Genomic DNA, 26,258 nt, shown 5'->3' on the forward strand with positions numbered 1-26,258 from the left:
CAAAAGCATGAAAGGATTTCGACGGTTGCTGGCCGTTGCCCTGGCCACGTTTGGTGTATTGAGTTCATCCCTTCCGGTATCTGCGGCCCAGGCGCCGATCCACTTCGCCGACCTGAACTGGGAAAGTGGCAGCCTGATCACCGATATCCTGCGGATCATCGTCGAGAAGGGCTACGGCTTGCCGACGGACACCTTGCCCGGCACAACCATCACCCTGGAAACCGCACTGGCCAACAATGACATTCAGGTCATTGGCGAAGAATGGGCCGGGCGCAGTCCGGTCTGGGTCAAGGCTGAAGCCGAGGGCAAAGTCGTGAGCCTGGGCGATACGGTCAAGGGGGCGACTGAAGGCTGGTGGGTGCCCGAATATGTGATCAAGGGCGACCCGGCCAAGGGCATCAAGCCGCTGGCGCCCGGTTTGCGCAGTGTCAGCGACCTGCCCAAGTACAAGGATGTGTTCAGCGATCCGGAAAGCCCGGGCAAGGGACGCTTCCTCAACAGCCCGATTGGCTGGACGTCGGAAGTGGTGAACAAGCAGAAACTAACGGCCTATGGCCTGAACGACAGCTATGTGAATTTTCGCAGCGGTTCCGGAGCGGCGCTGGATGCAGAGATCAGTTCGTCGATTCGTCGCGGCAAGCCGGTGCTGTTTTATTACTGGTCACCGACGCCGCTGCTCGGGCGCTTCAAGCTGATTCAGCTGGAGGAGCCGCCCTTCGATGCCGAAGCCTGGAAAACCCTGACCGACGCAGACAACCCCAATCCGAAACCGACGCGCTCGCTGGCCTCGAAGCTGTCGATCGGTGTGTCCACGCCTTTTCAGAAGCAGTATCCGCAGATTGCCGATTTCTTCAGCAAGGTCGATTTTCCGATCGCCCCCTTGAACAAGGCGCTGGCTGAAATGAGCGAAAAACACACCCCGCCACGTCAGGCGGCGGAGGCGTTCATGAAGGCGCACCCGGATGTTTGGCAGGCGTGGGTGCCCAAGGATGTGGCGGATAAGGTATCTGCCGAGTTGAAGTGATGCAGGGAGACTGATGCCGCTTTCGCGAGCAAGCCCGCTCCCACAAGGATTTTGTGAGCGCTGAAGATCCATTGTGGGGCTTGCTTCGGGCGGCGTTCCGACGAAGCTTTTGCTTTTGCTTTTAAAACCGGGTCTGCACCGCCAATTCAAACGTCCGCGGTGTCCCGAGGTAATACGCCGGCGACACATGCGCAAACTCGGCATACACCTCATTCGTCAAATTACGCACCCGGCCGGTGACGGCGGTATGCCGATCGACCTTGTAACTGAGAAACGTGCCATAGAGCGTGTACGACGGCACAATCATGGTGTTGGCACTGTCGGCAAACACCGAGGCCACATAACGTGCATCGACACCGCCTTGCCATTGCGGCGCGAAGTCATAGGTCAGCCACAGATTACCGACCCGGTCCGGCACGTTGGTCGGCGTGTTGCCCTTGCGTGAAACCACCACGCCGGCCGCATTCTTCTCGGTGAACTCGTCGTACTGCGCATCGACCCACGCGAAGTTGCCCTCCGCCAACAGCTTGTCGGTGATCCGCAGGGAGCTGGCCAACTCGATCCCTTTGGACGTCTGCTGCCCCACGGGAATGCTGGTGGTCGGGTCCAGTGGATCGATCACTGCGAAATCCTTTCGCTCAATCGTGTACGCCGCCACCGTTGCCGAACCGCGGCCGTCCAGATAATCGAACTTGCTGCCGACTTCCCATTGCTTGCCGGTGGACACGTCGAAATCCTGCGTGCCGTTGGGCTGTTCGGCGGCGGTGCTGTATTGCACGTAGACGTTGGCGGAGGGAATGAACTGATAGGTCAGGCCGACCCGACCGGTCACCGGTTCCCAGCTGCGTTTCAAATGCCGGGGGTTGCTGGCGGTCACTGCCCGGTGATTGGTCACGTCCAGGTCGATATCGTCGTAACGCACGCCGGTCAGCAACGCCAGTTTGTCGGTCAGTGCCAGGCGGTTTTCGGCGAACAGGGCTTTGGTCGTCACCTCGTTGGTCTTGTCGCTGACAAAACCCGGTTTAGTGCCGGGGATGTCATAGAAGTGCCCTGGCTGAAAGTTGTTCGGGTCGACGGTGCTGGCACCTTTGACGTTCAGCGGCGAGTTGGTGGTCTGGTTGGCCTTGTACTCGAAACCGCCAGACCAGGTAGTGTCCAGGCCAAACAGCGTGTTGTCGTGGCGCAACTCGAACTGGTTGCCATTCTGTTCGCCCTGATGCCGAACCTGATACGCCGTGGAGCGGTTCACCGCGCTGTTGTCGGCGTTGTACTGGTAGGTTTCCAGGTTGCGGTAATCGCGCTGGCTGTCGAGGTGATAAAGGGTGTTGCGCAGGGTGGTGCTGTCGTTGATCCGATAGTCGATGATCGAGCGAACCCAGATCGTGCGCTGCTCGTAACGCCCGTCTTCAGCGTTGTAGTTGTTGAAGCGGTTGTGCCTGTCGATTTTCAGTTCGCCGGCCTTGGGGTTGAGCACGGGCGTGCCCCAGTACGGACTGTCTTCATGTTCGTCCTGATATTCCAGCGCGAGGGTGTGGGACAGGTTGGGCGTCAGGTCGCTGAGCAGCGAGAACGCCACACTCCAGGCCTCGCGCTCTTGACGGTCGATGTAGCCATTGCCGGTGTTGTGGCTGACGTCGAGCCGCGCGTAGTGCTGCACATCTGCACCGGCCTCGCTGAGCGCGTGGTTGAGGCCGAACGCGGCTTCTGTGGTGTCATAAGTGCCGTAGCTGACGCGGCCTTCGATCGCGCGCTCTTCGCGGGTCGCGAGTTTGGTCACGTAGTTCAATGAGCCGCCCACGGAACCGGCGCCATTGATCAGCGACGACGGGCCGCCCACCAGTTCCACCCGATCATAAATCCACGCATCCACCGGCCGGGCGAGGCCGCCGGAGACGTTGATGCCGTTGAACATCTGGGTGATCTGGCCGCTGGTGAACCCCCGGTAGGAGACAAATCCGCCGAAACCCGGCGGTGCGCTGGCATTGACGCCGGGCAAGGTGTTGGCGGCGTCCTGGAAGTTTTGCGCGCCGTGGCGCTCGATGTCATTGCGGTCGGCGATGGCCACCGACGCCGGGGTTTCACGCACGCTCAGGCCCAGACGCGAGGCCATGCCGCTGGCTTGATCGAGGCTTAACCCCGGCTCAGTCACCGCTTCGCCATCAATCATGATGGGCGCCAGGTCGACGGTGGATTGCGCCCAGGAGTTAACAGACAGGCAGCCGCACAGGCTGGCCAGTAAAGGAATGCGTTTCATCGATGAATCCTGAATGCTTGTCTAGGAAGCAGCGCACAGGCAAACGTCACGCGTTGGCGCGGTGGGCTGATCGGAAAAGGCGAAGTAACTCAGGCGAAAGGCGGGGCGCGAGGATTGGCCGAAGGCCAGGTGAAGCGGGCAGGGAGGTCAGCGCTGGCGACGACGGCCAAGGGTGGGCTGTGTTGCTCCGGAAGGATCGCCAGGGTCAGGCTGGAGTTGAGCGCCGGGCCCATGCCGCCGGTGGAACACAGCGGGCAACCGAAGGCCTTGGACAGGGTCGGCAGGTTGTCTTCGGAGCTGTTCGGGGAGGCTGGCGCCTGGGTGGCCGGATCAACCGAGCAGAACTGGCCGCCGATGCCGTTGAGCTGCATCCCGACCATTTGCCCGTGACCGATACTGCAGGCGAACACGTTGAACAGGACGCAGCAATAAAGCATCCAGGCCATCAGTGTGCGATCAGTTCGGGCGAATTTCATGGAGCGGTACTTTACCACCGCCGATGACAAATACCCTTACAAAAACGTTCAAGGAGGTTCATCCTGCTGCGACATTTCACGCTGGATGTCTGAATATGAGCCTAATGGTCGCGCAATGGATTGCTGCAATCTTCCTGTTGATGAGCCTGGTCCATTTGTACTGGGCGGCGGGGGGCAAGTTGGGAAGCGAGGCGGCGGTGCCGCGAGTGCCCGGGGAGGGCGGCGCAGAATCAAGGCCGGCGTTCAAGCCGTCGGGATTTGCCACGTTGTTGGTCGCGGTGGGGTTGCTGTTGATCGCGATACTGGTGTGCCTGCGAGTCGGGCTTTATCTGCCGACGGTGCATCACTGGTCGCTGCAATGGGTGATCAGCGCCATTGCGATGCTGTTGTTTGCCCGGGCGATTGGCGATTCGAACCTGGTGGGGTTCTTCAAACAGGACAAGGATTCGAAGTTTGCCCGGCTCGACACCTGGGCTTATTCGCCGTTGTGTGTGGTGTTGGGCGCCGGGTTGTTGGCTGTTGCCTGGATCTGAGTTGTTGCTGAAAAGCTTCGCGGGCAAGCCTCGTTCCTACAGGATCGCGCAAAACCTGTAGGAGCGAGGCTTGCCCGCGAAGAGGCCCGCCCAATCAACACAAACTTCTGAATTAACTCCTGCTCTCAGTGCGCCGACTACTCACCTCAGCCGGCACATCATCCCCCGCCATGCGCTTGCGAAACAGCGCAGCCCGGGCCAGCAGCAACGTGGTCACCGGCACCGTGATCGACAGCAGAATCGGAATCAACCAGGCATGCAGCACCGGCCCGGACTTGAGCGCCGAAAAATAGATGATCGAGGCCAGCGCCACGCACCACGCCCCCAAGGTCGAGGCCAGCGCCGGTGGGTGCATGCGCTGAAAGTAGTCCTTCATCCGCACCAGGCCAATGGCGCCGATCAGCGCAAACACACTGCCGAGCACCAGCAGGATCGCCACCGGAATTTCAACCCACAGAGACAGTTCCGCGTTCATTCGATCACCTCGCCACGCAGCAGGAATTTGGCCAGAGCAAACGAGCCGACGAAACCGAACAGGGCGATCAGCAGCGCCGCCTCGAAATAAGTGTCACTGGCATAACGAATGCCCAGCGCCAACATCATCAGCATCGCGATGATGTACAGGTAGTCCAGCGCCAGAACCCGATCCTGGGCCGATGGGCCTTTGAACAGGCGAATCAGGGTCAGGATCATCGCCAGGGAAAACAGAAACAGGCTCAGCAGGATCGCGTTCGACAGCAATTCGCTCATTCGAAGATCTCCATCAAGGGGCGCTCATAGGTCGCCTTGAAGTGCTCGATAAACAGCGCTTCATCATCCAGATCGAACACGTGCACCAACAGGATGCTGCGGTCCAGCGCCAGTTCCGACCAGACCGTCCCGGGAACCACCGTGCAGATCATCGACAGCGCCGCCAGGCCATTGGCATCGCGCAAATCCAGCGGCACTTTGATGAAGCGCGAGCGCGGTGGACGGCGACCGGCGTTGAGCACGCCCCAAGCCACGGTCAGGTTCGACACCACCACGTCGCGGCCGACCAGGAAGAACAAACGCAGGATCACCCCGGGTCGACGAATGCGGATCGGCAGCGGCCGCAGCTTGCGCATCATCAGCGGCGCGCAGAACCCCAGCACCGCGCCGAGCAACAGGTTGCCGGGGCTCATCGACAGGTTCAGCACCAGCCACAACAGCCACAAGGCCAGCGACAACCACGGTGCCGGAAACAGACGCTTCATGGCTGCACCTCCAGCATTGCCGCCTTGGCTTCCGGGCTCGGCCCCACACGCGTGCCGAGTACCGCCATGACGTATTGCTGCGGGTTGTTCAAGGCATTCGCGGCCGCCTGGGTATAGCGCATCAGCGGTTCGGCCTTGAAGGTCAGCGCAACGCTCAGCCCCAGCAGGACGATGATCGGCACGCATTCGAAACGGCGCAACAAGGGCGATGGCCGTTCTTCGGGTGTCCAGAAACGCTGGATGCCCAACCGCGAGAAGGCAATCAACGACGCCAGCCCGGACAGGATCAACAACGCCAGCAAACCCCACGCCGCATTCGACACCGGTTCATCAGTGCCATTGCCCAGCCCCAGCGGGTTGAGCAGGGCGCTGAGCAGGCTGAGTTTGCCGATAAACCCGGACAGCGGCGGCATGCCGATGATCAGCAGCGCGCAGGCAATGAAGCTCAAGCCGAGGAACGCCATGGTCCAGGGAATCACCTGGCCGACCACGGCTTTCTGCTCGTCATCGAGGTTGATGCCTTTGGGCGGCTGCAAGGATTCCATCGGTCGCGGTAGATCGCCGTCATCGAACAACGGCATTTCATTGGCCGAACGCGAACGCTCGATCAACTCGGCCAACAGGAATAACGCGCTCAATGCCAGGGTCGAGCTGACGAGATAGAACAGTGCCGCGCCGATCAGGTTCGGCTGGGCGAAACCGATGGCCGACAGCAGAATCCCGGCCGACACCAGAATACTCAGGCTGGCCAGGCGCTCCAGTCGTTGTGCGGCAAGAATCGCCACGGCGGCGCAGACGATGGTGGCCATGCCGCCGTAGATCAGCCAGTCGCCGCCAAAGTATGCCGACGCCCCGGCCTGGCCGGAGAACAGCAGGGTCCACAAGCGCAGCAAGGTGTACACGCCGACCTTGGTCATGATCGCGAACATCGCCGCCACCGGCGCACTGGCCGCCGAATAGGCCGGCACCAGCCAGAAGTTCAGCGGCCACATCCCGGCCTTGGCCAGGAACGCTACCGCGAGAATCCCCGCGCCGGCATGCAGCAGGCCACGATCGGCCTCCGGGACCAGCGGGATTTTCAGCGCCAGGTCGGCCATGTTCAGCGTGCCGGTGACGCCATAGATCAGCGCCGCGCCGATCAGGAACAGCGACGACGCCAGCAGGTTGATCGAGATGTAATGCAGCCCCGACGACACCCGCGCCCGGCCCGAACCGTGGAGCATCAGCCCGTAAGACGCCGCCAGCAACACTTCAAAAAACACAAACAGGTTGAACAGGTCCGCCGTCAGGAACGCGCCGTACAGGCCCATCATCTGGATCTGGAACAGCGCGTGGAAACTCGAACCGGCGCCGTCCCAACGGGCCATGGCGAACAGCAAGGCGCTGACGCCGATGATCCCGGTCAGCACCAGCATCAGCGCCGACAAGCGATCGACCACCAGCACGATACCGAACGGCACCTGCCAGTTGCCCGGCAGGTAGACGCCGACCGAACCGGGCACGCCGGTGGTCTGCGTCCATTGCAGCAACATCACGGAAATCCCCAGGCCCAGCAGGCTGGAGAACAGGTTGATCTTGGCCTTCAACGGGCGATGTTTCTCGCCCAGCATCAGCATGATGGCGGCGGTCAGCAGTGGCAGCAGAATCGGTGCGGCGATCAGGTGCGTCATCGCATTCATTCTTTAGGCTCCCGGCCATCCACATGGTCGGTCCCGGTCAAGCCACGGGAGGCCAACAGCACCACCAGAAACAGCGCGGTCATGGCAAAGCTGATCACGATGGCGGTCAGCACCAGCGCTTGCGGTAAGGGGTCGGTGTAATGCAACAAGTCCTGCGGCACGCCGTCCTTGATGATCGGTTCCTTGCCGATGAACAGGCTGCCCATGCTGAAGATGAACAGGTTGACGCCGTAGGACAGCAGGCACAGGCCCATCACCACCTGAAACGTCCGTGGCCGCAGGATCAGCCAGACGCCGGACGCGGCCAGTACGCCGATGGCGATTGCGATGACTTCTTCCATCAGACGGCTCCTTTGGTGGCGACGGATCTGGGCAGGGCCGCGGTCTTGTGACCCCGAACCGATTGGTGGGCGAGGGCGGTGAGGACCAACAGCGTCGAACCGACCACCACGGCGTAGACGCCGATGTCGAAGAACAGCGCACTGGCGATGTGGATATCGCCCAGCACCGGCAGTCCGAAATGCCAGGTGTGGGTGGTCAGGAACGGATATCCGGCGGCCATCGCGCCGAGCCCGGTGACCGTGGCGAACAGCAGGCCTGTGCCCATCCAGCGCAGCGGACGCAGGCTCATTTGCGCCTCGACCCACTGGGTGCCGGCAACCATGTATTGCAGGATGAATGCGACCGACATCACCAGCCCGGCGACAAAACCGCCACCCGGTTGGTTGTGCCCGCGCATGAACAGGTAGAACGACACCACAAAGGCAATCGGCAGCAGCAGACGTACCAGCACCGCCGGGACCATCATGAAGCCGAGCGCGGTGTCGCTGGCCTGACGCGGGTTGACCAGATCGGTGACGACGTCGGGCGCCAGCAGGCGTTGCTGGGCCGGTAACTGCAGGCTTTCTTTCGGAGGTCGGAAACGTCGCAGCAGGGCGAATACGGTCAACGCCACGGCTGCCAGCACGGTGATTTCGCCGAGGGTATCGAAACCACGGAAGTCCACCAGCATCACGTTGACCACGTTGCTGCCGCCGCCTTCGGGCAGGGCGCGGCTGAGGTAGAACGAGGAGATGTCGTTCGGCGTCTGGCGCGTCAGCATCGCGTAGGACAGCAACGCCATACCGCCACCGACGACGGTCGACAGCAGCAAGTCGCGGATACGACGGATGCGTGCCTTGCGCAGGGTGCTCGGCAGCGGCGACACCTCTTCGATCCGGCGCGGCAACCAGCGCAGGCCGAGGAGAATCAGCACCGTGGTCACCACTTCGACCACCAGTTGCGTCAGCGCCAGGTCCGGCGCCGAGAACCAGACAAAGGTGACGCAGGTCATCAGGCCGCAGACGCTGACCATGGTCAGGGCCGCGAGCCGGTGATACTTGGCCTGCCACGCCGCGCCGAGGGCACAGGCAATCGCCAGCAGCCAAAGGGTCACGAACACGATCGACCCCGGAATCTTCGGCCGATCACCCCAGCTCAGGCTGCTGTGCAGCATCGGGATCAACCCGGCGAACACCGCCGCGAGCACCACCAGAAACAATTGGGTTTGCAGGCGTTTGGTGCTGATCCGCCGCTCCAGCCGACGGGCCAGGCGCATCATGATCACCAGGCTGCGTTCGAACAGGCGCTTGCCGTTGAACCGCCCAATGACCGGCGGGTATTTGAAACGCCCGAGTTTGAGCTGATTGCGCAACAGCAGATACAGCACGATGCCGCAGGACATGGCGATCAGGCTCATGATCATCGGCGCGTTCCAGCCGTGCCAGATTGCCAGGCTGTATTCAGGCAGGACTCCGCCCACCACCGGCAGGGCGGCGGCGGCCAGCAACGGGCCGACCACTTGCGCCGGGAAAATCCCCACGATCAGACAGGCGAACACCAGCAACTCAACCGGTGCGCGCATCCAGCGTGGCGGTTCGTGCGGGGTGTGGGGCAGGTCGGTGGCGGTCGGGCCAAAGAACACGTCAACGGTGAAGCGCAGCGAGTAGGCGACGCTGAAGGTGCCGGCGATGGTCGCGACAATCGGCAAGGTCATCTCGACCCAGGCCGTGGCGTTGATGAACACGGTTTCGGCGAAGAACATCTCTTTCGACAGAAAGCCGTTGAGCAGTGGCACGCCGGCCATCGAGGCGCTGGCGACCATGGCCAGGGTGGCGGTGAAGGGGATCAGCTTGATCAGGCCGCTGAGCTTGCGAATGTCACGGGTGCCGCTTTCGTGGTCGATGATCCCGGCGGCCATGAACAGCGAAGCCTTGAAGGTTGCGTGGTTGAGGATGTGAAACACCGCGGCCACGGCGGCCAGCGGACTGTTCAGGCCCAATAGCAGAGTGATCAGGCCGAGGTGGCTGATGGTCGAGTAGGCCAGCAAACCCTTGAGGTCGTTCTGGAACATCGCGCAGTACGCGCCGAGCAACAGGGTGCAAGCACCGGCGCCGCTGACGATGTAGAACCATTCTTCACTGCCGGACAGCGACGGCCACAATCTTGCGAGCAGGAACACCCCGGCCTTGACCATGGTCGCCGAGTGCAGATAGGCCGAAACCGGTGTCGGCGCCGCCATCGCGTGGGGCAGCCAGAAGTGGAAGGGGAATTGCGCACTTTTGCTCAGGGCGCCGATCAGGATCAGGGGCAGCAGGATAGGGTAGAGGTGGTGCGCGCGAATCAGATCGCCGGCGGCCAGGACCTTGTCCAGGTCATAGCTGCCGACCACATGGCCGAGCAGCATGACCCCCGCCAGCAGGCACAATCCGCCGGCGCCGGTGACCATCAGCGCCATATAGGCGCCGCGTCGCGCATCGGCGCGGTGGTGCCAGTAGCCGATCAACAGGAATGAAAAGAGGCTGGTCAGTTCCCAGAAAAACACGATCTGGATCAGATTGCCGGAGATCACCAACCCGAGCATCGCGCCCATGAACGCCAGGAAAAACGCAAAGAACCGTGGCACCGGATCGTCCGGCGACATGTAATAGCGAGCGTATAAAGAAACCAGCGTGCCGATGCCCAGCACCAGCATCGAGAACAGCCACGCGAAACCGTCCATGCGCAGGACGAAATTCAGGCCCACGCTGGGCAGCCAGAAAAACTCTTCACGAATGACGCCGCCATGGGCGATTTGCGGGTACAAGAGGGCGACCTGAACGGTGCCTATCAAGGCAACCAGGCCAGCCAGCAAAGATTCGGTGTTACGCGCGTTGTGAGGCAGCAAAGCCGCCAGACAGCTGCCGATAAAAGGCAGAAGCAGTAGAACTATCAGGGACATAGGCTTCTAATCTGCGGAAGTTTGTGAAGCATCATACGTGCCAGCTCCCGGATCGCCAAACGCCAAGCTGTCGCAGAATCCTACAAGGTAGACGGAAAAAACCTGATTCACATTGTTTCAAAGGTGTGTTTTCAGCAGGTCTGGCCCCTTCGCGAGCAAGCCCGCTCCCACATTGGATTAGCATGGTGCACAAAATTTGTGTACACAGCAGATCCCTTGTGGGAGCGAGCCTGCTCGCGATGAGGCCCATACAGCCAAATCAATCTCGGAAATCAAACGACTTCCGTCAGACCTGCGCCCTAATCTGCCGACCCAACACATCCATCACATCACATCCATCACATCACACCCATCACGCAGCAACATTGCCGCCGCATGCGCGAGTTGCTGCACATCGGCCCCCTTGGCTTGAGTGATATCAAGACTGGCCAAACTTTCCATCATTTGCGTCACGGCCAGAAACCGTGTGGCCGCGTTGCTGTGCAACACGTCCAGCGGCGCTTGAGTGGCGACCAGTAACACCGGTATATCGCAGTCATTGTTGGTCATCGGCATATGCGGGTTCATACATCACCTCCAGCTTGGGTCGCGTGCATCCCGTCGATGGATGCTTGAACCAACGAGCGCGCAGTACCGAGCATTTGCTGGCTGGCCCAGCGTAATGAAGCTTTATGTTCCGGGCGGGTAGCGGTGGGGGCTTGATGGGCAAGGGCTTCGGCGCAGCTGAGGTAGACCGCGGCGTGTTCGAGGGCGTCGAGTAGCGGGATGTCGGGTTGTACCGCGAAGAGGTGGTGGTCGACGTGGTCGCAGCGGGCGAAGGGGGTGGATTTTGTGGTTGGATTGGTCATGTGCATCTCCTGAAAAATGGAGTGGCCACGTCATCGCCGTCAAACGAATCAGGTGGCAACTGTACGCAGGTTGACGGACCGGTCCAGGAACCCGGCGCACTCGAAAGTGCCCCACGCACAGCTGCCATAGCGCTGCACAAGGTCCTGGAAAACGCCGAGCCGTCAAACCCGATCACGAATGAGTTCGTGACAGGCGCGAGGATAGGGAGTGAGGGCAGGGCAGTCAACCGGCCAAAAGCCTGAAACAGCTGCTTTGCTTGTAGGTCTGTTCCGAGTCAGCTAACACCCGAAGCCCTTGTGAGGAACGGACTGGCACTGATCGGCGTCACTCAAGCATGACACTGAACCTGTGGCGAGGGAGCTTGCTCCCGTTGGACGGCGCAGCAGTCCCTTTTTTGGGGCCGCTTCGTAGTCCAGCGGGAGCAAGCTCCCTCGCCACCGGTTATCCTCATGCTCAAGGGAATAATTGAGGTGTCATAAAAAGGATGTTTACGAATAAAAGACTGATTTTCTGGTTGGGTGTTTTGATACTGGTTAATGCAACCGTATTGGCGTTTGTTGCATTAAACGTGTCGAGGACCCATGACATGAGCATGATTAAAACTAAAGAGCCTCTTCTTATTGAGGGGCCGAATGGCGATGAAAACTATTATGTGCTGCCCCTCGGCACCACGCTTTATCGTGACAAGAGCTTTCCTGAAGGGCATGACCGTTATGTCGTTTACTTGAACCACAAGGGTGCAATTGCACACGAAGAAGTGCCGATGAGGCCGGAATACCAAGGAGATTTCATTTCCCCTCTGTGGATGTCAAATGTTGACTCCGATGCCCTAAAGAAGATTTTCAAACGCTTTCCTCTTTCCAAGGAGGATGTTGCCGCGGCCATCAAATCCAACAAGATCACTAGGGATGACCTGGCGGACATCATTCGGTCGTTGCCGGAGTAATCGCAGCGTAGGCGTTATCAAGATCATTGGAGATTTCTGGCCGTCTTCCTGAGCATCGGGAGAAAATCTCATTTGTTTGAGTCGATGGCCTCGCTCTCTACCTGGTCGTTAACTACCCCACGATCTTTACCCTTGGTCTTCAACTCACTCACAATCACCGCCGCCACAATCAACCCCGCACCCACCAACGCAATCGCCGGCAACCGCTCCCCGGCAATCCTTCCGACTATCCCGGCCCACACCGGCTCGCCCGCATAAATCAACGTCGCCCGGGTTGGCGAGACACTCTGCTGCGCCCAGTTCATCGCCACCTGAATCGCCGCGCTCGCTGCACCCAAGCCCAGCGCACTGCACAGCAACAGCCATGAGAAACCCGGAATCACTTCCTGAGTCGGCACCACCATCAGGAACGACAGCACCGACGTGGTCGCCAGTTGCGCCACCGTCACCCGGCGCACATCGACTTGCCCGGCATACGTGCTGATCAAAATGATCTCCGCCGCAATCGCGACAGCACTGATCAACGTGGCGATTTCACCCGGACTGAAATTAAAGGAAGCGCCCGCCGGCCCGGACAGCAGCATCAACCCGGTAAACGCCAGCATGATCCCGATACTCGGCATCAGCCCCGGACGCCGTCCCAGCACCAGCCATTGCAGCAGGGGTACGAAGGGCACGTACAACGCGGTAATAAATGCCGACTGACTGCTGGGAATGCTTTGCAAACCGACAGTCTGCAAGCCGTAGCCCAGCATGATCGCCACGCCGATAAACGCCCCGGCCTTGAGTTCGAACAGGGTCAGTTCCCGCAGATGACGCCAGGAGAACAGCGCAACAATGATCGCCGCCGCCGCAAAGCGCAGGCCGACAAAAAACATCGGCCCGCTGACGGTCATTGCGTGCTGCACCAGCAAGAATGTCCCGCCCCAGACCATGGTGATCAGCACCAGCACGTACTCGGCCTTGCTGAACCGCGAGAAACGGGAAGAAGTGTGAGAGGCGTTCACAGACGTCATGACCTTGCGCGCTACCTGAGGGGGACGCACAATGCGTCGAATGTTGCGCAGTATACTGCCCAACTCCACCAAGTGAGCAATATAGTGCACAAAGATTCTACCCAGCGGGCCTCGGTCCTTCAGCACGTCAGCCAGAACGTTCGACGCCTGCGTCATGCCGCCGACATGAGCCAGACCGCGCTGGCCGAAAAGTCCGGGGTCAGCCGCCGCATGCTGGTGGCGATCGAGGCCGGCGAGAAAAACGTCAGCCTGACCACCCTCGACCGTGTGGCCGAAGCACTGGACGTGGCGTTCAGCGATTTGATCCAGGCCCCGGATGCCCGCGACCCGAGCCGCATCAACGAAGTCGCCTGGGCCGGAACGATTCCCGGCAGCAAAGCCGTTTTACTGTCCAAAGCCACCGCCACCCGTGAAGTGGAGCAATGGGAATGGTGTTTGCAACCGGGGGAGGTTTATCCGTCGCAACCGGATGCGGAGGGTTGGAGTGAGCAGATTTATGTGTTCGCAGGCTGCCTGACGTTGATGCTGGGCGATACGCCGCTTGAGATTGGCGCGGGTGAGTTCTTCATGTTCGCCAGTGACCAGCCGCATTCCTATCGCAATGATGGTCCGGTGGCTGCGCGGTTTGTTCGAAACGTAGTGATTTAACTGTTTGCCGATCAACACTGGACAGACACTTTGGCTGTTTTAAAGCTGTAAGTCTTTCTCGGTAAAATACTCAAGCTATTGAAATAAAACGAAATTGAATTAAGGCACGACTCCTGCAAAAGCTCTGGCGTATTCACCAGAATCCCGGAGTCGGCCCATGACAGCCTCTACCCAACCCCCTCGCACCGCCCATGTGATCCGCTCGGACGCCGAAGCCATCGCCGTCGCTCACAAGCTCGCCGCACGCTTCGCCGTCGAAGCCAGCCTCCGCGACCGCGAACGACGCCTGCCGATTAATGAGCTGGACGAGTTCTCCGCCAGCGGCCTCTGGGGCATCACGGTGCCCAAGGCATATGGCGGCGCTGGCGTTTCCTACGTGACCGTCGCCGAGGTGATCAAGATCATTTCCGCCGCCGACTCATCCCTCGGCCAGATCCCGCAAAACCACCTCGGCGTGCTCGACATCCTCCTGCAAACCGCCACCGAGGAGCAGAAGCGCTTTTACTTCGGCAAAGTCTTGCAGGGCTATCGTTTCGGCAACGCCTTCTCCGAATCCAAAAGCAAAAACGCCGGTGCTTTCGAAACCCGAATCCGTTTCGGCAAAGACACCGCGCAAATCGACGGCGAGAAGTTCTACTGCACCGGCGCGTTGTTCGCGCACATCGTACCGGCCGTGGCGGTGGATGAAGAGAACAAGGCCTTCATTGCTTTCATTGAGCGCGACAATCCCGGCCTGACGGTGATCGACAGCTGGGACGGATTCGGCCAGCGCACCACGGCCAGTGGCGGCGTGACGCTGAGCGCGGTGAAGGTCCCGCTCAGTGCGGTAATCCCGGCCCACAAGGCGTTCGACGAACCCACCGCCGACGGCCCGATCTCGCAAATCATTCAGGCTGCCGTGGACACCGGCATCGCCGTCGGCGCCCTGGAAGAAACCAAACGCTACGCCCGCGAAGCCCGGCCATGGATCGACAGCGGGCAGGACCACGGCTGGCAGGACCCGTTCAGCATCGCCGCGATTGGCGATCTCGAATGGCGGGTGCATGGCACCGAAGCGATCCTGAAAAAGGCCGGACAGGCCATCGACGCGGCGTTGCTCAACGCCAATGAAGACACGGTGGCCCACGCTTCGGTGGTGGTCGCTCAAGCCAAAGTCCTGTCCGCCGAAATCGCCTTGCTCGCCAGCAGCAAACTCTTCGAACTGGCCGGTACCCGCTCGGTGCTGGGCAAATACAACCTCGACCGCCACTGGCGCAACGCTCGGACTCACACGCTGCACGATCCGGCGCGCTGGAAATCCCACCTGATTGGCAACTACCTGCTCAACGGCGTGAAGCCCGCGCGCCACGCCTGGAACTGAGGAGCCCACCATGAACGCTTTGACCCAACCGATTGTTGCCGACCAGCCCCTGACCAAGAGTCAGCACGACTTGCACAACGCCCGCAGCCTGCTCGATGCGACCCTGCGTTTTGTTCGCCAGCAAGCTCAAGCCACGAGTGACCCCTACGTCATCAGCCGTGTCGGTGATTTGCACATCCGCATCGAAGTCGCCGCCGCGCTGCTCGAACGCGCCGACGAGTTTCTGAACAGTCACGAAGACGACACGGAAATCAGCGTTGCCATCGCCGAGTCGCACCTGGCCAGCGCCGACGCGCTTAACGCCGTCAGCAATGCCGAATTCGAACTCACCGGCCAACGCACCGTGCTGCATGGGTCGCTGCAAGACCCGTTGCGCTGGAAGCTTCACCTTATTGGCAACTTCCGCCTGAACGGCATTCATCCACACAAGTTTTCTTACGTAACGTATTGATAAATAGAAATTTTTCGAGAAAAACGTTAAGCCTGCAATGACAGGCTTTGTTGTAGCCAAATTCGTGCTCGGCGCAGCTAGTTAAACCCCCGTTACCACTCGTCTGAACGCATGTTGACCTGTTATTTCTGACAGTAGACATCCTCGTGTTTTCGATCTTATATATTACGCAGTGCAAGAGCTTGCACTAAACAGGTTGTGCGATGAAGTCCGAATCAATCGGAACTTCATATTTTACTCTTAAGAGGGAACGCGAAATGTCAAACGAACAGCCAGAACTTGACGCGCCAGAAGTTAAAGTGACGCAGTCGGATTTTGTAATTGATACCCCTTCGTCGACAGATACAATTACTAAAAAGGGTTACTGGGTCCACTGCTGGGGTAAGCCGGCGACAGATACGAACTTTTATGCGCTCAGCTCACAGAGAGTTGAAGAGGATGGAGCGGGTGTAATTAGTAAAATTAAAAAGGACCACGAGCGCCTGCGTGGCCATAAGCATGTGGATTTTAGGTTTACTCTAGAGAATAATGACACTGAGAGGCTGGGTAAATCTAAGGTCACTTCAGTTGCCAGCTAAGGCTCTCGATTCTCAAAAGTAAATTTGTTAATAAGTGCTCTTTTCTCTCCGGAGATTAGAGCGCTGTCAATTGCAGGTGTTGCTCCGCAAACAGCTACCCAACACTTTGTGCTGTTAGTCGACCGTCTATTTTTTTATCTCGCAACAGGAAATGGCGAAAACAAGCTGTTTATCCATTCTGGCGCGACTCGTGCATTAGGACTCTCATATCCAACAGGAGTCCGAAAGTCATGTTGTCCACATCTGCTATCCCCCGTTTTAATCGCTCTATCGCCTGCACGGTTTCAGGAGAATTGCCTGATGCCTCGTGAAATCCGTCTCAACGCCTTTGACATGAACTGCGTCGGCCACCAGTCGCCGGGTTTATGGGCGCATCCGCGGGATCGCTCGTGGCAGTACAAGGACCTCGAGTACTGGACCGATCTGGCGAAAATCCTCGAGCGTGGCAAGTTCGACGGTTTGTTCATCGCCGACGTGTTGGGCATCTATGACGTTTACAACGGCAACGGTGATGCGGCGATCCGTCAGGCGGCGCAGGTGCCGGTCAACGATCCATTGCAACTGATTCCGCCGATGGCGCTGGTCACCGAGCATCTGGGTTTTGGCCTGACCGCGTCGTTGTCCTTCGAGCATCCGTATCCGTTCGCCCGGCGCTTGTCGACGCTCGACCATCTGACCAAGGGCCGCGCGGGCTGGAACATCGTCACCTCTTATCTGGAAAGCGGCGCGAAGAACCTCGGCCAGAAAGCCCAGACCGAACACGATGCCCGTTATGACTTCGCCGAAGAATACCTGGAGGTTTGCTACAAACTCTGGGAAGGCAGTTGGGAAGAGGGCGCGATCCTGCGCGACCACGAGCGACGGATTTTCAGCGATCCGAGCAAGATCCACGAGATCGGGCACGTGGGTAAACACTTTCAGGTGCCTGGGATTCACCTCTGCGAACCCTCGCCGCAACGCACCCCGGTGCTTTATCAGGCGGGCGCATCGAGTCGCGGCAAGCAGTTTGCTGCCGAACATGCCGAGTGCGTGTTTGTCGCCGCGCCGTCGAAAGTGCTGCTGAAGAGAACCGTGGCCGATATTCGTCGTCGCGCCGCCGAGGCCGGGCGTGATCCGTCGAAGATCCTGATCTTCAACCTGCAAACCGTGATCCTCGGCGAGACCGACGCCAAGGCGAAAGCCAAGTTCGAGGAATACAAAACCTGGGTCAGCTACGAGGGGGCGATGGCGTTGATTTCCGGTTGGACCGGGATCGATTTCAGCCAGTTCAAACCGGACGAGCCGCTCAAGCATGTGCACACCAACGCCATTCAATCGGCGGTAGAAGCGTTCTCGACGGCGGATCCGAACAAGGTCTGGACGCCTAACGAATTGGCCGATTGGGTCGGTATCGGCGGGTTCGGGCCGTTGTTTGTCGGCAGCCACGAAACCGTCGCCGATCTGTTGCAGGAGTGGGTCGAGGAGACCGACGTGGACGGGTTCAACCTGGCCTATGCGTTGACCCACGAAACCTTCATCGACGCCGTGGAATTGCTGGTGCCGGAGTTGCAGAGGCGCGGGGTATACAAGACCGAATACGCGCCGGGGACCTTGCGTGAGAAGTTGTTTGGGGCCGGGCCGCGACTGCCGGAGATTCATCCGGGTGCAGGGTATCGGGATCTGGCGGGGTTGCGGCAGCAGGAGAAGAAAGTGGTGTCTGCGTAGGCCCCTTCGCGGGCAAGCCACGCTCCCACAGGTTTTGTTTCGCCGGCGGTATTTGTGGACGACACCAAACCCTGTGGGAGCGGGCTTGCTCGCGAAGGGGCCGGCAGCATTAAAGTTGCCTGACCCACCGCTTTCGCGAGCAAGCCCGCTCCCACATTGGGACGCGGTCGTTTTACAGATTTCAGCCCGGCGGACCACCGCACGCTTTTGCCCATGAACAGGAGGTCCCATGAGCGTGCATGAACTCAAGCGTCCGCCAATCGCGGCCTCGGCCCCGTGGCGGGTTGATCTGCCCCAGGCTTTGGATCAGATGCGCCACTGGGCGCAGGTCAGCCCGTTGCAGCCAGCGTTGCGGCACAAGCGCCACGGTCAGTGGGTTGTCTGGCGCTGGATCGACGCCTTGCGCGATGTCGAACGGCTGGCCGATGGCTTGCGTCAGCAAGGCTTCACCGAAGACTCGCGGCTGGCGCTCAGCGGTGCCTTCGAACCGAATCTGTTGCTGTTGGCACTCGCCGCTCAACACATCGGCGGTGAACGGCTGACATTGGCGGACAATCTCGACGCCGAATCACTGCACAAAGCCCTGTGGCGCAGCCGCCCGACCCATGCCTTCGTCCAGGGCCGGCAGACGCAGCAACTCTGGCTCGACCACGGCCAGACGCTGCTGGAGTTCGCCGCACTGCTCGGCCCGACAGAGCCCCCGCAACGCTGGCATCGCTGGGCACAAGGCGCCCAACTGTGGAGCGAAGAGGGCACGCAATGGCAGGACGGCCTGACCGTCGTGTTTGAACAATGGCTCAGCAGCGGCCACTCTCTGGCCTTCCCGGAAAGCCCCGGCAGTGCCAGCCGCGATCGCCGTGAAGTCGCGCCGTCGGGGCTGTTGCTGTCGGCCGAACGCCTGCAACGGCTGGCCACTGAAATCGACAGTCGCCTGGCCCCCCAAGGCACCTGGCGTCGACGCCTTTGCGACTGGGCCATCGCCCACCCGCAAAGACCGTTGCAACGCCTGATCAAAAACCGCGTTCGCCGTCTGCTGGGGTTCCACAACCTGCATTTCATCTGGCAAGCCACGCGCACCCCAGACGCTCGACCGGCGCCGACCTGGCTCAACGAATTCAAACGGGACACCGCATGAGCTCGACCGAATCCAACCTGCCAGTGGTACGGCGTGTTCGCCATCAGTCGGGCGACGGTGACGCGTCCTACTTTGGTACCGCTTGATGACTGTTCCATGGGTTTGGCGCCTATTATCGTCCAGGAGATTTTCGAGATGAACCATTGACCAGTGAGAACGCCATGACTCAAACCCAACGCGGACTGGCGACCGACGGCATTCGCCACGCGGACATTCTGATCGTCGGCGGCGGCCTCAGCGGCGCGATGTTGGCGGCGCAGTTGTTGCGATTGCCTGGCAAGCGTTCGTTGCGGGTGATCGAACCGCGCGCCGAACTCGGCCGGGGCGAGGCGTACAGCGCGGTCGAGCTGGGCCATACGCTCAACGGCAATGCTGCACGCATGAGCGTCGACCCTGACAACGTCGATGATCTGACCCAATGGCTGACTGCGCACATCGCTGCGGGTGGCTGGCCGGAGTCGGATGAACAGCATGTGCCGGTCAGCGAATTATTCCCGCCCCGGGGGCTTTTCGGTGTGTACGTGCAGCAGCGTCTGGCGGAGGCGCAAGCGGTGGGCGCGGTGAACGGTTCAACGGTCGAGCATGTGCAGGCCGAAGTGGTTGATCTGCAAACCCGCGACGATTTGGTGCTGCTGACCCTGAGTGACGGGCAACGCTTGCAAGGCACTTACGCGGTGCTGGCCACGGGGATGTTTCCCGCCGCGCGCACGCCGCAGACCGAGTCCAGCGGCTTGAATGCTGCGGCGCTTGATCCGTGGGATGTCGCGGCCATGCGCCGCTTGGACCCGCAGTCGACGGTGTTGATCATCGGTTCGGGCCTGACCATGGTCGATGCCGTGGTATCGCTGGAGCAGGCCGGGCATCGCGGGCCGATCGAAGTGTTTTCCCGTCACGGCTTGCTGCCGCATGTGCGTCGGCAGCCGCCGGCCTGGGTGGATTTTCTCGCTGAGGATCAGAGCATTCGCACGCCTCGTCAGTTGGTGCGCGAACTGCGCCGGCATTGCCGGGACGCCATCGCTCAAGGCATCGACTGGCAGTCGCCGCTCGACACCGTGCGGGCGCATGTTGGCCGGTTGTGGAATCAGGCGACGGACGTGCAGCGTCGGCAGTTTGTGCGGCACGTGCGGCCGTGGTGGGAAAGTCATCACCACCGCTCGCCACCGTTGAGTGCCGAACTGGTGGCACGGCTGCACCAGGAAGGGCGGCTGCGGATTCAGGCGGCGTCGTTCAAGGGGCTGGAGTCGACGGTCGAGGGGCAGGTGAGCATCCGCATCCGCCGTCGTGGTGAGGTTGACACCACGGTTGTCAGTGGCGCGGCGTTGATCAACTCCAGCGGTATCGAATACGACTGGCGCCGGGTGGCCCGACCGCTGCCGCAACAATTGCTGGCTTGCGGGCTGATTCGCCCGGGGCCGTTGGCACTGGGGATTGCGGCTGCCGTTGATGGCGCAGTGCTGGACGCCGATGGGCAGGTCGCCGAACGCCTGTTCGCCATGGGCCCGCCGTTGCGGGGCATGTGGTGGGAAAGCACGGCCGTCACCGATGTGGCCAGTCAGGCCAAAGCCCTGGCGGAGCGCCTGACACGGTCGTTGTAGCTGCCGATGTGGCGAGGGGATTTAGCGAAACGTCGCACCGCCCCGTTTCGCTAAATCCCCTCGCCACAACGACAGCTGCTACGGGATCGATGGACACCTGATACGAAGAAACCCCGGGTAGATCGGATCTACCCGGGGTTTCTTGTTTCAAGCGGCGCAAAGCCGTTGATCAATAACGCTGATACTTCGAACCAAACTCAGGGCGGTTTTCAGCGACGTAGAGTTTGCTTGCCTGGCTGTCTTTGTGATCAAGGTCGACAGTGTTCACGTTCAACGTAGCCGGTTGGCTGACTTTACCCCCGGCAACAACTTGCGAGGTGGCGTGTGGGGCGGCGATGGCGGATGTGGCGCCAAGAACCGAAAGGGCGAAACCAAGACCGATGATGCTTTTCATGATGTTGCTCCAGTAGGTGGGGAGAAGATGTGGCCACTGTAGTGCTGGAGCATCGCGATGAAAAAACACCCTTGCGCATAGTTGATATCGAGCGCGTTGATCCACCGTCAACGGGGTGGGTTGTCGTTGAGCCAACGCTGCTTGAGTTGTTCGAGGCGTCCGTCGCGGCTCATCTCCTCCAGCGCCTGCTGCCAACGCGCCACCTGACGAGCATCGGTGAGCGGAGAAAACGCGATGTAGGTGCCTTGCTTCATCAACGGCATTTGATAATGCAATTGACTGGGCGCCAGACCTTCTTCCCGCGCCAGGGCGGTGATGGAGAGGGTATCCGACACCACGAATTCGGTACGGCCCAGGCGCGCCAGGCGCATCATTTGTTCGGGCGTTTCCACGCCGTATAAATTGTTCAGACCCTGCTTCTGCAAGTAGCTGTAGACCAGCCATTTTCGCGGGACAACGATGCGGCCCAGGCTGCCGGCTTCCTGCAAACTGTGCACCGGTTGCTGGGTGCCATTGGCGGAGTAGAGTGCCGTTTCCACTTCCATCAACGGACCGACCCACTGGTACTGGCCATCGCGTTCGGCGGTGCGCATCACGGTAAACACCCCGGTGGCAGGCTCGGTGCTGGCGACACGCAAGGCACGCAGCAAAGGGACTTGTTGGAAATGCACCTGATCGCCGGCACTTTCGGCCAGCGCCTGCACCACATCCACGCCAAACCCCACCAGTTGGTTGCCTTGCTGGAAATGCAGGGGCGGATGGTTGTCGGTGAGCAGGTTCAGATCGGCCGCCACCGCAGTGAGTGTCAGGAAAGACAACAGGCAACCGGCAATGCGCTTCATGAATCGTCCTTGATTGAATGAGGTGCAGATCTTAGTACGCGCTCATTCAACTGTCCCGAGAAATTGTCGGACTATTGCGTCAGATTTCAGGATTTATCAGCGTTGTGCAGGGGGGAAGCGGCAACACGCAATCGAACTGTGGGAGCGGGCTTGCTCGCGATATAGGTAGTCCGTTCCTTTCTCTTCCATACTGATATCGCTGGAAGTCAGTTGTCGGCGAGGAAGGAACATGCACCTGTGGGCTACGAATATGCTCGCGCAGCTGTTTGCAGATAGCTGGAGAGGCTCAGCGGAGTTTCTAACGCTCGGCCTGTTGAGTGGTGAGGAGCGGAAGGTGTACGCCGAATCTTTGTAGGAGCGAGCAGGCTCGCTCCTACAGTGGATTGGGTGTTTGTCAGGCGCCGTTTATTACGCAACCACTTGATAACACGGAACATAAGCCGCGCCACCCGGTAGTTTCATCCGGTGCTGTGCGACAAAGGCCTTGAGCAATTGATCAAGCGGATGCATCACCGCTGCATCGCCACGGATCTGGTAAGGCCCGTGTTCTTCGATCAGGCGGATGCCCTTGTCCTTGACGTTGCCGGCGACGATCCCGGAGAACGCGCGGCGCAGGTTGGCTGCCAGTTCGTGGGCGGGCAGGTCACGGCTGAGTTTCAGGTTGGCCATGTTTTCGTGGGTCGGGTTGAACGGGCGCTGGAAGCCTTCGTCTATTTTCAGCAGCCAGTTGAAATGGAACGCGTCGTTGCGCTCGCGGCGGAACTGTTTGACCACTTTGAGGCCTTGAGTCATCTGGCGCGCGACTTCAGCAGGGTCGTCGATGATGATTTCGTAATGTTGCTTCGCCGCGTCACCCAGCGTCGCGCCGACGAACGCATCCAGTTGCTCCAGGTACGGTGCGGCATGTTTCGGCCCGGTGAGGATGACCGGGAAGGGCAGGCCGGCGTTGTCCGGGTGCATCAGGATGCCGAGCAGGTACAGGAACTCTTCAGCCGTGCCGGCGCCCCCGGGGAAAATAATGATGCCGTGGCCCACGCGCACGAAGGCTTCCAGGCGTTTCTCGATGTCCGGCAGGATCACCAGCTCGTTGACGATCGGGTTCGGCGCTTCGGCGGCGATGATGCCGGGCTCGGTCAGGCCCAGGTAACGGCCGCCGTGGATGCGCTGCTTGGCGTGGGCGATGGTCGCGCCTTTCATCGGGCCTTTCATCACGCCGGGGCCGCAGCCGGTGCAGATATCGAGGCTGCGCAGGCCCAGTTCGTGGCCGACTTTCTTGGTGTATTTGTATTCTTCGGTGTTGATCGAGTGGCCGCCCCAGCACACCACGATCTTCGGCTCGACGCCGGGGCGCAGGGTGCGGGCGTTGCGCAGCAGGTGGAACACGTAGTCGCTGATGCCCTGGGAATTGCTCAGGTCGATGCGTTGGCTATCGAGTTCGTTTTCGGTGTAGACGATGTCACGCAGGGCGCTGAAGAGCATTTCCCGGGTGCTGGCGATCATTTCGCCATCGACGAAGGCGTCGGCCGGAGCATTCAGCAGTTCGAGGCGGACGCCGCGGTCTTGCTGGTGAATGCGGATTTCGAAGTCCTTGTAGGCTTCGAGAATGGTCTTGGCGTTATCAACATGGGCGCCGGTATTGAGGATGGCCAGGGCGCACTGGCGGAATAACGTGTAGGTGCTGCCGGATCCGGCTTCGCTCAGTTGCTGTACTTCACGTTGAGAAAGGGTTTCCAGGCTGCCTTTAGGGCTGACGGAGGCGTTGATTACATGTCGTTGGGTCATTCAATGATCCTTAAAACGATGTCATTCATACAGGCAAATGGCATCCGAATAGTGTGTATCCATGAAAGAAGATGGCACGAACTGCGCTGTATCGCCATGTTCCCCGATTGACGATGAAAAGATGAAGAGATGCCCAGCATAGCTAAATCCTGCGCAGGGGCGATAATGCCCCGCAGTCTTTTCGCTCTCCGAGCCTTTTACCATTGATGCAAGGAACCCCGTCACGATGTTCGAAATCCAGCCGATGAACGCCGAACTTTTTCGAAAGCAGACACGGCGCAGCACGGTGATTATTGCGCTGATATTCCTCGCGCTGGCGATGGTGCTGTCCACTGCGGCGGTGGCGCTGTTTGGTGAGCCTGGGGGCGACAATCTGCGATTTAACGTCGGCGGCGTGTTTGTCGCGGTGCTGCTGATGGTGGCGTTGATGCGCGGTACGTTCTGGTCTCAGGCGTGGATGGCGCCGGCGGTGTACGGCTGGCAGCTCAAACGCAGCCTGATGAGCATCACCAATGTGATGCATCAGGTAACGGCAGCAGTGGAGGTGGGTGACCCGACGGCCATGAAGCTGCTGCGTTTCTACCACCTGGGCTTGAGCCAGATGCACGAACTGGACGGAAACTCCAGCGATCATGGCCAATTGAGCCGCGAAATGGAGCAGCACAAGGAGCGGATGGAAACACTGGGCCTCGACACCGAACAGACGCAGTTGAATCCCGCCTGGCTGGAAGCGGTGAAGCAGACGCCGAAGTAAAACCCGTGGGGTGGCATCGTCACCCCACACAAACCCGTCACAACGCTAGCAAAATCACCTATCTTGTTTCTGATGGGGCATTGCGATCCGAGTGTCAGACACAGCTGGATGGCGCAAAAAGGGCGAACGGGAAAATTCGCCATGTCATAACGATTCAGGGAGCGTCATGGGACATCCGTCCATCAACGACCGAATTGAACACACCCGGCCCGTCGCACCTCGGGTGCCCGAGCACATTGAGTCCAGGCTCAGGGTCCGTTACGCGGTTGTCCTGCTCGTGGCGGTGTGCCTGTCCATGACGGCCATTGTCATCTGGGAAGCCTGGAACTCGCGCCAGTACCATTTGCATGACAAAGAAGTGGCAATGTCCAACCTTGCCCAGACCTTGGCATCGCAAGCGCAGGCGTCGGTCAAACAGGCCGATACGCTGCTGTTTACCCTGGTGGACCGCCTCGAAAACGAGGGCGTGGCTGCGGCGCAGCTACCCAGGTTGCGCCGCTTGCTCAGCACCCAACGCAGTGAGCTGAGCCAGCTCCATGGCCTGTTCGTATTTGACGAGCGAGGGGGGTGGATCGCCAATTCCAACGGCGCGGATATACCCGGTGCGAACAATTCCGACCGTGAGTATTTCATCTACCATCGTGATCATCCTGACCGCGGCCCCCATATCGGCCCGTCGATCAAGAGTCGATCGACCAGCGAATGGATCATGACCGTGTCACGCCGGATCAATCATCCGGATGGCAGCTTTGCCGGTGTGGCGCTGGCATCGATTTATCTCAGCCATTTCCTCGGGCTCTACGACAGCATCGACATGGGTAAAAACGGCGTGATCAACCTGATCGCCGACGACGCCACCATCGTCGTTCGCCGGCCTTTCAACGAAGCGGAGGTCGGCACCAGCGTCGCCAAGGGCCCGCTGTTTACGCAACTGTTGCCCAAGAGCAATTCCGGCACGGCAACCGTCAAGTCTTATGTGGATGGTGTCGAGCGAGTGGTGGGGTTTCGACGGGTCGATGGTTATCCGCTGATCGTCTTCGCCGCTCTCGACAAGAATGACGTGCTGGCCGGCTGGCGCGAGGAGTCAATCCTCAGCGCCGGCATCGTGCTGTTGCTGCTGGTGTTTCTGGGCGGGCTCGGTTATCGCCTCATTCGCTTCATGAAGCAGCAGAATCACATTCAGAGCGTGTTGCTCGATGCCCAGGAAAAGCTCATCGAGGTCAACCGCAGCCTTGAATTGCTGGCGCTCGAAGACGCACTGACCGGGCTTTCCAACCGGCGTCAGTTCGATCTGTTCATCCTCGCGGAAATGGGCCGTGCCAGGCGCACCCTGACCCATCTCGCCATGTTGATGATTGACGTCGATCACTTCAAGAGTTTCAACGATCGTTACGGGCATGTGGCAGGGGATCAGTGTTTGCGCAAAATCAGCGCGATCATCAAGGACAACATCAAACGCCCCGGCGATCTGGCCGCTCGCTATGGCGGCGAGGAATTTACGGTTGTGCTGCCCGGCACCGACTATGTGGGGGCGTTCCTGGTCGCGGAAAAAATTCGCCGAGCGGTACAGCAAGCGGGGATCGAACACAGCGAGTGCCCGGAGGGTACGGTGACCGTCAGTGTCGGGGTTTGCGCCTATACCCCGGCCTCACAGGATCAGCCCAACGATTTGGTCAGCGCTGCGGACAAGGCCTTGTACGTGGCCAAGGCCAGTGGGCGGAACATGAGTGTCATTGCAAACTGA

The 26,258-nt window shown here is 60.0% G+C and carries 26 protein-coding genes and 1 pseudogene; 13 read left to right on the forward strand and 14 right to left on the reverse strand.

Features of this window, described 5'->3' with window-relative positions; translation table 11 throughout:
• The first annotated feature begins 7 nt into the window (after positions 1-7).
• On the forward strand, positions 8-1,024 hold the full coding sequence (locus EYC95_RS09975; RefSeq protein ID WP_131060199.1) for an ABC transporter substrate-binding protein: 1,017 nt from the start codon (positions 8-10) through the stop codon (positions 1,022-1,024).
• Between the two features lie 121 nt (positions 1,025-1,145).
• Here EYC95_RS09975 and EYC95_RS09980 read toward each other — a convergent pair whose 3' ends face one another.
• Complete coding sequence (locus EYC95_RS09980; RefSeq protein ID WP_131060200.1) at positions 1,146-3,278, reverse strand: TonB-dependent siderophore receptor; 2,133 nt, start codon at positions 3,276-3,278, stop codon at positions 1,146-1,148.
• Between the two features lie 89 nt (positions 3,279-3,367).
• A complete protein-coding gene (locus EYC95_RS09985) occupies positions 3,368-3,754 on the reverse strand; it encodes a DUF2946 domain-containing protein (protein ID WP_131060201.1) in 387 nt (128 codons plus the stop codon).
• Between the two features lie 95 nt (positions 3,755-3,849).
• Here EYC95_RS09985 and EYC95_RS09990 point away from each other — a divergent pair, with 95 nt between their 5' ends.
• Positions 3,850-4,287 (forward strand): DUF3995 domain-containing protein, encoded by a 438-nt coding sequence (locus tag EYC95_RS09990; RefSeq protein WP_131060202.1) that lies wholly within the window; start codon positions 3,850-3,852, stop codon positions 4,285-4,287.
• Positions 4,288-4,399: 112 nt separating this feature from the next.
• Here the strand turns inward: EYC95_RS09990 and EYC95_RS09995 are convergent, their stop codons facing one another.
• The 8 genes from EYC95_RS09995 to EYC95_RS10030 all read right to left on the reverse strand — a co-directional run bounded on the left by EYC95_RS09995 (position 4,400) and on the right by EYC95_RS10030 (position 11,308).
• Positions 4,400-4,762, reverse strand: a complete 363-nt coding sequence (locus EYC95_RS09995) for a Na+/H+ antiporter subunit G (protein WP_131060203.1) — start codon at positions 4,760-4,762, stop codon at positions 4,400-4,402.
• On the reverse strand, positions 4,759-5,037 hold the full coding sequence (locus EYC95_RS10000; RefSeq protein ID WP_131060204.1) for a K+/H+ antiporter subunit F: 279 nt from the start codon (positions 5,035-5,037) through the stop codon (positions 4,759-4,761). The genes EYC95_RS09995 and EYC95_RS10000 overlap by 4 nt, the downstream gene beginning before the upstream one ends.
• Positions 5,034-5,522, reverse strand: a complete 489-nt coding sequence (locus tag EYC95_RS10005; RefSeq protein WP_131060205.1) for a Na+/H+ antiporter subunit E — start codon at positions 5,520-5,522, stop codon at positions 5,034-5,036. The genes EYC95_RS10000 and EYC95_RS10005 overlap by 4 nt, the downstream gene beginning before the upstream one ends.
• Positions 5,519-7,201, reverse strand: coding sequence for a monovalent cation/H+ antiporter subunit D (locus EYC95_RS10010; protein ID WP_131060206.1), 1,683 nt, complete (start codon positions 7,199-7,201; stop codon positions 5,519-5,521). Before EYC95_RS10010 ends, EYC95_RS10005 begins: the two co-directional genes overlap by 4 nt.
• On the reverse strand, positions 7,198-7,542 hold the full coding sequence (locus EYC95_RS10015; RefSeq protein WP_007986256.1) for a Na+/H+ antiporter subunit C: 345 nt from the start codon (positions 7,540-7,542) through the stop codon (positions 7,198-7,200). The genes EYC95_RS10010 and EYC95_RS10015 overlap by 4 nt, the downstream gene beginning before the upstream one ends.
• Entirely contained in the window at positions 7,542-10,460 is a 2,919-nt protein-coding gene (locus EYC95_RS10020) for a monovalent cation/H+ antiporter subunit A (protein WP_131060207.1), read from the reverse strand. The genes EYC95_RS10015 and EYC95_RS10020 overlap by 1 nt, the downstream gene beginning before the upstream one ends.
• Before the next feature lie 324 nt (positions 10,461-10,784).
• The gene (locus EYC95_RS10025; RefSeq protein WP_256656928.1) at positions 10,785-11,027 is read right to left on the reverse strand and encodes a short-chain dehydrogenase; all 243 of its coding nucleotides are present in this window, start codon (positions 11,025-11,027) and stop codon (positions 10,785-10,787) included.
• A complete protein-coding gene (locus EYC95_RS10030; RefSeq protein ID WP_131060208.1) occupies positions 11,024-11,308 on the reverse strand; it encodes a DUF3077 domain-containing protein in 285 nt (94 codons plus the stop codon). Before EYC95_RS10030 ends, EYC95_RS10025 begins: the two co-directional genes overlap by 4 nt.
• A 587-nt stretch (positions 11,309-11,895) precedes the next feature.
• On the opposite strand from EYC95_RS10030, the gene EYC95_RS10035 reads away from it, so the two are divergent.
• Positions 11,896-12,255, forward strand: coding sequence for a hypothetical protein (locus EYC95_RS10035; protein ID WP_256656929.1), 360 nt, complete (start codon positions 11,896-11,898; stop codon positions 12,253-12,255).
• A 68-nt stretch (positions 12,256-12,323) separates the two neighbouring features.
• On the opposite strand, the gene EYC95_RS10040 is transcribed toward EYC95_RS10035, so the two are convergent.
• On the reverse strand, positions 12,324-13,361 hold the full coding sequence (locus EYC95_RS10040; protein ID WP_131060210.1) for a DMT family transporter: 1,038 nt from the start codon (positions 13,359-13,361) through the stop codon (positions 12,324-12,326).
• Between EYC95_RS10040 and EYC95_RS10045 the strand changes: the two genes are divergently transcribed.
• The 8 genes and pseudogenes from EYC95_RS10045 (at position 13,356) to EYC95_RS10080 (ending at position 20,742) form a co-directional block, all read left to right on the forward strand.
• Positions 13,356-13,919 (forward strand): helix-turn-helix domain-containing protein, encoded by a 564-nt coding sequence (locus tag EYC95_RS10045; RefSeq protein WP_131060211.1) that lies wholly within the window; start codon positions 13,356-13,358, stop codon positions 13,917-13,919. The genes EYC95_RS10040 and EYC95_RS10045 overlap by 6 nt on opposite strands.
• Positions 13,920-14,076: 157 nt before the next feature.
• Positions 14,077-15,279, forward strand: a complete 1,203-nt coding sequence (locus tag EYC95_RS10050; protein ID WP_165557447.1) for an SfnB family sulfur acquisition oxidoreductase — start codon at positions 14,077-14,079, stop codon at positions 15,277-15,279.
• 10 nt (positions 15,280-15,289) lie between these two features.
• A complete protein-coding gene (locus EYC95_RS10055) occupies positions 15,290-15,730 on the forward strand; it encodes an acyl-CoA dehydrogenase (RefSeq protein WP_131060213.1) in 441 nt (146 codons plus the stop codon).
• Between the two features lie 257 nt (positions 15,731-15,987).
• Positions 15,988-16,308 (forward strand): hypothetical protein, encoded by a 321-nt coding sequence (locus EYC95_RS10060; RefSeq protein WP_131060214.1) that lies wholly within the window; start codon positions 15,988-15,990, stop codon positions 16,306-16,308.
• 300 nt (positions 16,309-16,608) lie between these two features.
• The gene (locus EYC95_RS10065) at positions 16,609-18,012 is read left to right on the forward strand and encodes an LLM class flavin-dependent oxidoreductase (RefSeq protein WP_131060215.1); all 1,404 of its coding nucleotides are present in this window, start codon (positions 16,609-16,611) and stop codon (positions 18,010-18,012) included.
• Positions 18,013-18,241: 229 nt separating this feature from the next.
• Positions 18,242-19,147: an AMP-binding protein gene (locus EYC95_RS10070; RefSeq protein WP_131060216.1), complete on the forward strand. Its 906-nt coding sequence runs from the start codon at positions 18,242-18,244 to the stop codon at positions 19,145-19,147.
• Positions 19,148-19,186: 39 nt separating this feature from the next.
• Positions 19,187-19,285, forward strand: a pseudogene (locus EYC95_RS30550) (ABC transporter ATP-binding protein); the annotation flags it as partial.
• A gap of 23 nt (positions 19,286-19,308) precedes the next feature.
• Positions 19,309-20,742 (forward strand): FAD/NAD(P)-binding protein, encoded by a 1,434-nt coding sequence (locus tag EYC95_RS10080; RefSeq protein ID WP_131060217.1) that lies wholly within the window; start codon positions 19,309-19,311, stop codon positions 20,740-20,742.
• 169 nt (positions 20,743-20,911) lie between these two features.
• Here the strand turns inward: EYC95_RS10080 and EYC95_RS10085 are convergent, their stop codons facing one another.
• The 3 genes from EYC95_RS10085 to ppnN form a co-directional block, all read right to left on the reverse strand.
• Complete coding sequence (locus EYC95_RS10085) at positions 20,912-21,136, reverse strand: hypothetical protein (protein ID WP_131060218.1); 225 nt, start codon at positions 21,134-21,136, stop codon at positions 20,912-20,914.
• 107 nt (positions 21,137-21,243) lie between these two features.
• Positions 21,244-21,978 carry an ABC transporter substrate-binding protein gene (locus EYC95_RS10090; RefSeq protein ID WP_131060219.1) on the reverse strand — a complete coding sequence of 245 codons (735 nt, stop codon included), beginning with the start codon at positions 21,976-21,978 and terminating at the stop codon, positions 21,244-21,246.
• Between the two features lie 408 nt (positions 21,979-22,386).
• Positions 22,387-23,760, reverse strand: coding sequence for a nucleotide 5'-monophosphate nucleosidase PpnN (gene ppnN, locus EYC95_RS10095; RefSeq protein ID WP_131060220.1), 1,374 nt, complete (start codon positions 23,758-23,760; stop codon positions 22,387-22,389).
• Positions 23,761-23,986: 226 nt separating this feature from the next.
• On the opposite strand from ppnN, the gene EYC95_RS10100 reads away from it, so the two are divergent.
• Together EYC95_RS10100 and EYC95_RS10105 are read left to right on the forward strand one after the other, a co-directional pair.
• The gene (locus tag EYC95_RS10100; RefSeq protein ID WP_131060221.1) at positions 23,987-24,514 is read left to right on the forward strand and encodes a DUF3087 domain-containing protein; all 528 of its coding nucleotides are present in this window, start codon (positions 23,987-23,989) and stop codon (positions 24,512-24,514) included.
• Between the two features lie 166 nt (positions 24,515-24,680).
• Positions 24,681-26,258: a sensor domain-containing diguanylate cyclase gene (locus tag EYC95_RS10105; RefSeq protein ID WP_131060222.1), complete on the forward strand. Its 1,578-nt coding sequence runs from the start codon at positions 24,681-24,683 to the stop codon at positions 26,256-26,258.

It is taken from the genome of Pseudomonas sp. BGI-2 (genome assembly GCF_004310295.1).
Taxonomy (GTDB): Bacteria; Pseudomonadota; Gammaproteobacteria; order Pseudomonadales; family Pseudomonadaceae; genus Aquipseudomonas.

Bases quoted from the DNA above. Each gene is read 5' to 3' on its own strand.
- EYC95_RS10080 (WP_131060217.1), top strand. From the start codon at position 19,309: ATGACTCAAACCCAACGCGGACTGGCGACCGACGGCATTCGCCACGCG.
- EYC95_RS09995 (WP_131060203.1), bottom strand. From the start codon at position 4,762: ATGAACGCGGAACTGTCTCTGTGGGTTGAAATTCCGGTGGCGATCCTG.
- EYC95_RS10010 (WP_131060206.1), bottom strand. From the start codon at position 7,201: ATGAATGCGATGACGCACCTGATCGCCGCACCGATTCTGCTGCCACTG.
- EYC95_RS10050 (WP_165557447.1), top strand. From the start codon at position 14,077: ATGACAGCCTCTACCCAACCCCCTCGCACCGCCCATGTGATCCGCTCG.
- ppnN (WP_131060220.1), bottom strand. From the start codon at position 23,760: ATGACCCAACGACATGTAATCAACGCCTCCGTCAGCCCTAAAGGCAGC.
- EYC95_RS10070 (WP_131060216.1), top strand. From the start codon at position 18,242: ATGAGCGTGCATGAACTCAAGCGTCCGCCAATCGCGGCCTCGGCCCCG.
- EYC95_RS09985 (WP_131060201.1), bottom strand. From the start codon at position 3,754: ATGAAATTCGCCCGAACTGATCGCACACTGATGGCCTGGATGCTTTAT.
- EYC95_RS10020 (WP_131060207.1), bottom strand. From the start codon at position 10,460: ATGTCCCTGATAGTTCTACTGCTTCTGCCTTTTATCGGCAGCTGTCTG.
- EYC95_RS09990 (WP_131060202.1), top strand. From the start codon at position 3,850: ATGAGCCTAATGGTCGCGCAATGGATTGCTGCAATCTTCCTGTTGATG.
- EYC95_RS10035 (WP_256656929.1), top strand. From the start codon at position 11,896: ATGAGCATGATTAAAACTAAAGAGCCTCTTCTTATTGAGGGGCCGAAT.
- EYC95_RS10100 (WP_131060221.1), top strand. From the start codon at position 23,987: ATGTTCGAAATCCAGCCGATGAACGCCGAACTTTTTCGAAAGCAGACA.
- EYC95_RS10005 (WP_131060205.1), bottom strand. From the start codon at position 5,522: ATGAAGCGTCTGTTTCCGGCACCGTGGTTGTCGCTGGCCTTGTGGCTG.
- EYC95_RS10055 (WP_131060213.1), top strand. From the start codon at position 15,290: ATGAACGCTTTGACCCAACCGATTGTTGCCGACCAGCCCCTGACCAAG.
- EYC95_RS10015 (WP_007986256.1), bottom strand. From the start codon at position 7,542: ATGGAAGAAGTCATCGCAATCGCCATCGGCGTACTGGCCGCGTCCGGC.
- EYC95_RS10000 (WP_131060204.1), bottom strand. From the start codon at position 5,037: ATGAGCGAATTGCTGTCGAACGCGATCCTGCTGAGCCTGTTTCTGTTT.
- EYC95_RS09980 (WP_131060200.1), bottom strand. From the start codon at position 3,278: ATGAAACGCATTCCTTTACTGGCCAGCCTGTGCGGCTGCCTGTCTGTT.
- EYC95_RS10090 (WP_131060219.1), bottom strand. From the start codon at position 21,978: ATGAAGCGCATTGCCGGTTGCCTGTTGTCTTTCCTGACACTCACTGCG.
- EYC95_RS10060 (WP_131060214.1), top strand. From the start codon at position 15,988: ATGTCAAACGAACAGCCAGAACTTGACGCGCCAGAAGTTAAAGTGACG.
- EYC95_RS10065 (WP_131060215.1), top strand. From the start codon at position 16,609: ATGCCTCGTGAAATCCGTCTCAACGCCTTTGACATGAACTGCGTCGGC.
- EYC95_RS10105 (WP_131060222.1), top strand. From the start codon at position 24,681: ATGGGACATCCGTCCATCAACGACCGAATTGAACACACCCGGCCCGTC.
- EYC95_RS10025 (WP_256656928.1), bottom strand. From the start codon at position 11,027: ATGAACCCGCATATGCCGATGACCAACAATGACTGCGATATACCGGTG.
- EYC95_RS10030 (WP_131060208.1), bottom strand. From the start codon at position 11,308: ATGACCAATCCAACCACAAAATCCACCCCCTTCGCCCGCTGCGACCAC.
- EYC95_RS10085 (WP_131060218.1), bottom strand. From the start codon at position 21,136: ATGAAAAGCATCATCGGTCTTGGTTTCGCCCTTTCGGTTCTTGGCGCC.
- EYC95_RS09975 (WP_131060199.1), top strand. From the start codon at position 8: ATGAAAGGATTTCGACGGTTGCTGGCCGTTGCCCTGGCCACGTTTGGT.